The organism is Nonomuraea cypriaca, from assembly GCF_015645445.1.
In the GTDB taxonomy this organism is placed as follows: Bacteria; Actinomycetota; Actinomycetes; order Streptosporangiales; family Streptosporangiaceae; genus Nonomuraea; species Nonomuraea cypriaca.
On sequence record NZ_JADOGI010000034.1, the window covers coordinates 58,580 to 64,579 of the forward strand.

Annotated in this window: 12 protein-coding genes; 5 read left to right on the forward strand and 7 right to left on the reverse strand. The window is 70.7% G+C overall.

The annotated features are described in order from the left end of the window. Positions 1-65: 65 nt before the first annotated feature. Genes rpmF through rpmG form a run of 5 tightly spaced genes read right to left on the reverse strand, consistent with a single transcriptional unit; the run spans position 66 to position 1,177 of the window. The gene (rpmF, locus tag ITP53_RS14185) at positions 66-233 is read right to left on the reverse strand and encodes a 50S ribosomal protein L32 (RefSeq protein ID WP_132611726.1); all 168 of its coding nucleotides are present in this window, start codon (positions 231-233) and stop codon (positions 66-68) included. Between the two features lie 2 nt (positions 234-235). Continuing rightward, complete coding sequence (gene rpsN / locus ITP53_RS14190) at positions 236-535, reverse strand: 30S ribosomal protein S14 (protein ID WP_195895839.1); 300 nt, start codon at positions 533-535, stop codon at positions 236-238. Beyond that, complete coding sequence (gene rpmB, locus ITP53_RS14195; protein WP_195895840.1) at positions 535-771, reverse strand: 50S ribosomal protein L28; 237 nt, start codon at positions 769-771, stop codon at positions 535-537. The genes rpsN and rpmB overlap by 1 nt, the downstream gene beginning before the upstream one ends. Continuing rightward, entirely contained in the window at positions 771-1,016 is a 246-nt protein-coding gene (locus ITP53_RS14200) for a type B 50S ribosomal protein L31 (protein ID WP_195895841.1), read from the reverse strand. Before ITP53_RS14200 ends, rpmB begins: the two co-directional genes overlap by 1 nt. Further along, on the reverse strand, positions 1,013-1,177 hold the full coding sequence (gene rpmG, locus ITP53_RS14205) for a 50S ribosomal protein L33 (RefSeq protein WP_195895842.1): 165 nt from the start codon (positions 1,175-1,177) through the stop codon (positions 1,013-1,015). The genes ITP53_RS14200 and rpmG overlap by 4 nt, the downstream gene beginning before the upstream one ends. A 249-nt stretch (positions 1,178-1,426) precedes the next feature. Between rpmG and ITP53_RS14210 the strand changes: the two genes are divergently transcribed. The 3 genes from ITP53_RS14210 to ITP53_RS14220 are packed head-to-tail and all read left to right on the forward strand — an operon-like array spanning position 1,427 to position 2,840. Then, positions 1,427-1,897 (forward strand): CobW C-terminal domain-containing protein, encoded by a 471-nt coding sequence (locus ITP53_RS14210; protein WP_207755952.1) that lies wholly within the window; start codon positions 1,427-1,429, stop codon positions 1,895-1,897. Next, positions 1,894-2,658, forward strand: a complete 765-nt coding sequence (locus tag ITP53_RS14215) for a class I SAM-dependent methyltransferase (protein ID WP_328814432.1) — start codon at positions 1,894-1,896, stop codon at positions 2,656-2,658. The genes ITP53_RS14210 and ITP53_RS14215 overlap by 4 nt, the downstream gene beginning before the upstream one ends. A gap of 38 nt (positions 2,659-2,696) precedes the next feature. Further along, positions 2,697-2,840 (forward strand): hypothetical protein, encoded by a 144-nt coding sequence (locus tag ITP53_RS14220; RefSeq protein WP_195895843.1) that lies wholly within the window; start codon positions 2,697-2,699, stop codon positions 2,838-2,840. A 213-nt stretch (positions 2,841-3,053) separates the two neighbouring features. On the opposite strand, the gene ITP53_RS14225 is transcribed toward ITP53_RS14220, so the two are convergent. Continuing rightward, on the reverse strand, positions 3,054-3,485 hold the full coding sequence (locus tag ITP53_RS14225; RefSeq protein ID WP_195895844.1) for an SPW repeat protein: 432 nt from the start codon (positions 3,483-3,485) through the stop codon (positions 3,054-3,056). On the opposite strand from ITP53_RS14225, the gene ITP53_RS14230 reads away from it, so the two are divergent. Together ITP53_RS14230 and ITP53_RS14235 are read left to right on the forward strand one after the other, a co-directional pair. Next, on the forward strand, positions 3,484-3,972 hold the full coding sequence (locus ITP53_RS14230) for a MarR family winged helix-turn-helix transcriptional regulator (RefSeq protein ID WP_195895845.1): 489 nt from the start codon (positions 3,484-3,486) through the stop codon (positions 3,970-3,972). The genes ITP53_RS14225 and ITP53_RS14230 overlap by 2 nt on opposite strands. A 71-nt stretch (positions 3,973-4,043) precedes the next feature. Next, complete coding sequence (locus ITP53_RS14235; RefSeq protein WP_195895846.1) at positions 4,044-5,504, forward strand: MFS transporter; 1,461 nt, start codon at positions 4,044-4,046, stop codon at positions 5,502-5,504. 76 nt (positions 5,505-5,580) lie between these two features. On the opposite strand, the gene ITP53_RS14240 is transcribed toward ITP53_RS14235, so the two are convergent. Next, positions 5,581-6,000, reverse strand: a 420-nt coding sequence (locus tag ITP53_RS14240) for a lysophospholipid acyltransferase family protein (RefSeq protein WP_195895847.1), incomplete at its 5' end; no start/stop codon positions are given.

Here is a 6,000-nt window from a genome sequence, read left to right on the forward strand (position 1 = left end):
CATCCTGCCGTGCCACCGCGCCCGGCTTGCATATGCGCGACAGGTTGCCCGGTGGCCGGGTCACCTCAATCGACGGTGATCAGGCCCCGCTGGTAGGCGCGGATGAGGCGCCGGGGCACGAGGAGCTCTCGCCCGTTCACGGTGATCGGGACGAGATCGGGCGCGGCGGCCTTCCACTGGCTGCGGCGGTGCCGGGTGTTGCTGCGCGAGGTCTTGCGCTTGGGTACGGCCACGGCTACCAGCTCGCCTTCGTGATGCCGGGCAGCTCGCCACGGTGGGCCATCTCACGGAAGCGCACGCGCGAGAGGCCGAACTTGGTGAGGTGACCGCGGGGGCGGCCGTCGATGGAGTCGCGGTTGCGCACGCGGGTGGCGCTGGCATCGCGCGGCTGGCGGGCCAGCTCCCGGACGGCGGCCGCCCGCTCCCCCGGTGTGCCGGTGCGGATGATCTCCTTGAGCTGCGCGCGCCGTACGGCGTGCCGCAGGACGACGCCCTTGCGCCGCTCGTTGGCGGCGATCTTGCTCTTCTTGGCCATCACACCTTCTCTCCTCGGGCCCGGATCCGGGCCACGGCCTGCTCGATGCCGATCTTGTCGACGGTCTTGATCGCGCGGGCGCTCAACGTGAGCCGGACGAAGCGGCCCTCGCTCGGCAGCCAGTAGCGGCGCCACTGGATGTTGGGGTTCCAGCGGCAGCGGGTTCGGCGGTGCGAATGGGAGACGTTGTTGCCGAAGACCGGTTTGACACCGGTGAGCTGGCACTGCGCGGACATCAGGCCCTCCCGTAACGCTGATTGAACCGCTCGACACGGCCGGCGGCGTCCAGGACGCGGCTGCGGCCGGTGTAGAAGGGGTGGCTCGCCGAGGACACGTCGACGTCGACCACCGGGTAGGTGTTGCCGTCGGTCCACTCGATCGTCTTGTCACTCGTGACCGTGGAGCGCGTGAGGAACGCGAAGTCAGCGCCGGGGTCGCGGAAGACGACCGGGCGGTAGTCGGGGTGGATGCCCTTTTTCATCGTTCCTCCCGCAACAGCACGTGCCGGCGGAGGGTCGGGTCGTACTTGCGAAGGGTGAGCCTGTCGGGGGTGTTCCGGCGGTTCTTCCTGGTCACGTAGGTGTAGCCGGTGCCCGCCGTGGATCGCAGCTTGATCACGGGTCGCACCTCATTTCTGGCCAAAACGGTTCCTTCCCATGGGCGAACTCGTGCCATGATAACGACAACGGTTTTCATTGCTGCAATAGGAGGGCCCATGCCGACCCCTGTCGTACTCGTCGCAGGCCTGCACCGCAGGGCCCGTACGGCAACGGTTGACCGGCTGCCGGCGGAGCATCCGGGATCGGTCGCAGTCCACCACGACCTGGGCGACGTCACCGAGGGGCTCGTCCGGCGCAGCGTTCGGGACAGGACGGGCCCGCCACCGCCCAGTTGCCCGGCGACGCCCAGACCGACGAGATCGTCACCGCTGTCTGGCACAGCCGCCGCCCGCTGCACCCCGCCCGCCTGTTCGAGGCCGTCGACGAGCTGGTCACCGAGTCCGTGCGCTCACGCGGCCGCTTCTGGATGGCCAACCGCCCCGGCCAACTGCTCGCCTGGGACGCCGTCGCCGGCATCGTCTCGGTCGAGGACGCCGGTCCCTGGCTGGCCGCGCTGCCCGGGGCCGCCTGGGAGCCGGTCTCCCCCGCCCGCCGCACGGCTGCCACGCTCGACTGGGACCCCGAGCGCGGCGACCGCGTCCAGCACCTGGTCTTCACCGGGCCTGACATCGACCGCGACCGCATCTGGACCCTGCTCGACTCGTGCCTCATCGATCAGGGCGACATCCTGCCGGGTGCCGCGGCGTGGGCCCGTTACGACGATCCTTTCGCCCCCGTACTGAATCTGGAGGAGAGCGCGTGAAGCCTCACCGTGTTGGAGCCGCAGCGGCAACCCGAGGTCATGACGAGTACGAGCGTTCGGCCGAGTTCGTGGACGTCATGCTCGCCCCGGTCTGGACGGCACTGGAGCCTGTGCTGGCCGAGGCGCTGCGCGGAGCCTCCGGACCGGTCGTGGACGTCGGAGCCGGAGGCGGCCACGGCATCCGGGTGATCGCGCAGGCCATACCGCGGGCGGAGGTCTTCGCCGTGGAGCCGTCGCCAGGTCTGCGCACAGTCCTGCTCGCCAGGGTCAACGAGGACCCGGAGTTGCGCGACCGCGTGACCGTGCTGCCGAGCGACCTGCTCCAGGCCACGCTCCCGCCCCGCCTCGGCACACTGGTCGCCATGAACGTCATCGGCCACCTCGACCCCACCGAGCGCCGCACGCTCTGGCGGCTGCTGGCCGAACGCCTTCTGCCCGGCGGCCGGGCCGTGCTCAACCTCCAGCCCCCGGCCGAACCCGCCGCCGTGCCGCACACCCGCTTCTCCGAGCTGCGCATCGGGCGGCGTCGGTACGAGGGCTGGGGCCGCGCTGAACCTGCCGGGCCCGAGCAGATCACCTGGCACATGACGTACCGCGCCTTTCATGACGGGGAACCGGCCGAGGAAGTGGAGGTCGAGTACACCTGGTGGGTCCTCGGCCGTGACCGGCTCAAGGCCGAACTCGCCGAGCACGGCCTGCACGTCACCCCCACCGGCCCGACCGACCTCGGCCTGTGGTGCATCACCAAATCACCCATGTGAGGGCAGCCGCTGCCGGAAGCGTTCGGCCACTTCTACGAATGGTCGCTGAACGGCTACGCCCCTCCCTGGCCACCTGCGTCACCTCGGCCCTGACGCTGGTCGCGCGGCTCACCGGCAGGGAGATCGACGAAGCATGGCTGAGCGGGTGGCACACGCGGCTCATGATCCCCCGTCGGCTGTGATGGCCGACGCGCCACCCAGGTCACCGAGGTCAAAGCCCCCGCCAACCGCTACGAGATCCGCCACCACCGCGAACTCGACCGACAACCCCGGAGCCGCGGGCCAGCCGGGCTGCCTGCTCCGTAGAGGAAAAGAAGGCCCCCGTCCCAGCGGAAGCCGGCACTGTCGGCTTCCGCCTGGGACAGGCGTCGCCCCGACGAGCCGGCGGGACCGGCTCATCGAAGGACGCGGGACTGGTACACCCCGAAGATCCCGGTGAGTCCGAGGAGCAGGGCGACCGCACCGGTCACCACGTTGCTCCAGATCGTGCTCGTAGTGGCGACGTCGCCACTGACGACCCAGGGAGCGATGATCGTCCAAACGCCGATCAGTGGCGTGATCCAGACGATGCCGTGGGTCCGCCCATAGGCGAAGGCGAACCCGAGCGCCAGCGTCGCCAACGCGATTCCGGCGATCAGGTCGGTCACGGCCAGGGTCGTGAATCCGTTGAACCCGACGACCCACGGGGACATCGCGAGGTAGAGCCCGGTCAGGAAGGTGAGACCGGCGACCGCCTTGGCGGTCGGCTCCTCTGCGGCTCCGCCTGCCAGGCAGTCGTCCCTTAGCAGATAATCCGCGCCGGGACGACTTGGGTAGGCTGGGGGCATGACAGCGATGGCTCCCGCGCGTACAGAAACCGACCTGTCCTTCCTGCTCGACCACACCAGCCACGTGCTGCGCACCCAGATGGCGGCGGCGCTGGCGGAGGTCGGGCTGACGGCGCGCATGCACTGTGTGCTGGTGCACGCGCTGGAGGAGGAACGCACCCAGATCCAGCTCGCCGAGCTGGGCGACATGGACAAGACCACGATGGTGGTGACCGTGGACGCGCTGGAGAAGGCGGGGTACGCCGAGCGCCGCCCGTCCAGCACCGACCGGCGGGCGCGGATCATCGCGGTGACGGACGCCGGCGCCGAGATGGCCAGGCACAGCCAGGAGATCGTGGACGGCGTGCACCGCGCGGCACTGAACACGTTGCCAGAGGACGAGCGCGAGGTCCTGGTACGCGCCATGAACCGCCTGGTCGGCGGCCATCTGGCCACCCCCGCCGAGGCGCCGCAGCAGGCACGCCGGGCACGGGAGCGCACAAACTAGGTCCGAAGAAGATCGTCTGTTACGGGACTATCTGCTACGGTCTCTCTTGTCGATTCAAGACGGGAGAGACCATGTCGTACGTGCGTAACAGCCGCTGGACCGCACTGGGTGTGCTGTCAGCGACGGGACTGATGACGATCCTTGACGGCAGCATCGTGACGGTGGCGATGCCCGCCATCCAGGCGGATCTGGACTTCTCGGCGGCCGAGCTGAGCTGGATCATCAATGCCTATCTGATCCCCTTCGGGGGGTTGCTCCTGCTGGCGGGCCGTCTGGGTGACCTGATCGGGCGCCGGACGATGTTCCTGGCCGGCAATGCGATCTTCACGGCCGCCTCGCTGCTGGCGGGCGCGGCCGGCGATCCCGGCATGCTGATCGCCGCACGGTTCCTGCAGGGCGCGGGCAGCGCGCTGGCCTCCGCCGTGGTTCTGGGGATCCTGGTGACGTTGTTCACCCAGCCCGGTGAGCGGGGCAAGGCGATCGCGATCTTCAGCTTCACCGGGGCGGCCGGCGCCTCGATCGGCCAGGTCCTGGGCGGCGTGCTCACCGACGCACTCAGCTGGCCGTGGATCTTCTTCGTCAACGTGCCGATCGGGGTGGTCACCATCGCGTTCGCGCTGCGGGTCCTGCCAGCCGACCGCGGGATCGGCCTGTCCGGCGGCGCGGACGTCGCCGGGGCCGTGCTGGTGACCTCCGGCCTGATGCTGGGCATCTACACGGTCGTCAAGGTCGAGGAGTACGGCTGGCTCGCCGCCCACACGCTCGGCCTGGGCGCGGTGTCGCTGGCCCTGCTCGCCGCATTCGTCGCGCGGCAGGCCAGGGCCGGGACGCCGCTCATGCCGCTGCGGATCCTGCGCTCACGCAACGTGGCCGGCGCGAACCTCGCCCAGATGCTGGCCCTGTCGGGGATGTTCGCCTTCCAGGTCCTCGTCGCCCTGTACATGCAGCGGGTCCTGGGCTACGGCGCGCTGGACACCGGCCTCGCGATGCTCCCGGCCGCGGTGGGCATCGGCTGGATCTCGCTGTTCGTGTCGGCCCGGCTGAGCGCCCGCTTCGGCGCCCGTGCCGTCCTGATGGGCGGCCTGGCGATGCTCATCGCGGGGATGCTCCTGCTCACCCGGGTCACCGTGGACGCCGGCTACCTCACCCACCTGCTTCCCCCGATGCTGCTGGTCTCGGGCGGCGGGCTGGTGCTGCCGGCGCTGGCCACGCTGGGCATGTCGGGAGCGCGGGAGGGCGACGCCGGCCTGGCGTCCGGGCTGTTCAACACCACCCAGCAGGTCGGCATGGCGATCGGCGTGGCCGTGCTGTCCACGATGGCCGCCTCGCGCACCGGGGACCTGCTGGCCGCCGGAGCCGGTGAGGCCCCCGCGCTGACCGGCGGATACCGCCTGGCGTTCACCATCTCGGCGGGGCTGCTGGTCGCGGCGTTCGCCGTGGCGCTCGTCGTCCTGCGCCAGCCCGCCGTGCCCGCCGCCGACCGGCCCGCGCAGGGGGAGGCGACGATGGTGGAGACGCCCGCGGCCTCCTGAACCAGAGCTGGGGCCGGCCCTCCGCCCGGCATGCCACGGCGCGCCGGGCGTTCGGCGCGCGGGGATGGTGATGCGGCTAGTCCTTCTTGGCGCGGGCCTCGGCCTCGGCGGCGTCCATGGCCGCGGCCTCCTCCGGCGTCGGGGCCGTGCCGCCGAGGTGGGCGGGCTGCCACCACACGCCGGGCGGCACCTCCGGGTAGGTCCGCTGCGCCTTGTCGACCAGCTCCGAAAGCCGTACGTGCAGGTCGGCCGTGTGCTGGTTGACGTCCTCGCCGCGCTTGGGGTGCAGCGGCTCGCCCACCAAAATCGTGAGGGGTACGTGCCGCTGCAGCAGCTTGCGCGGCCGGCCCTTGGTCCACAGGCGCTGGCTCCCCCACAACGCCACCGGGATCACCGGCGTGTTGGTCGCCTGGGCCATCCGGATGGCGCCGTTCTTGATCTCCTTGACGGTGAACGACCGGCTGATCGTGGCCTCCGCGAAGACGCCCACCACCTC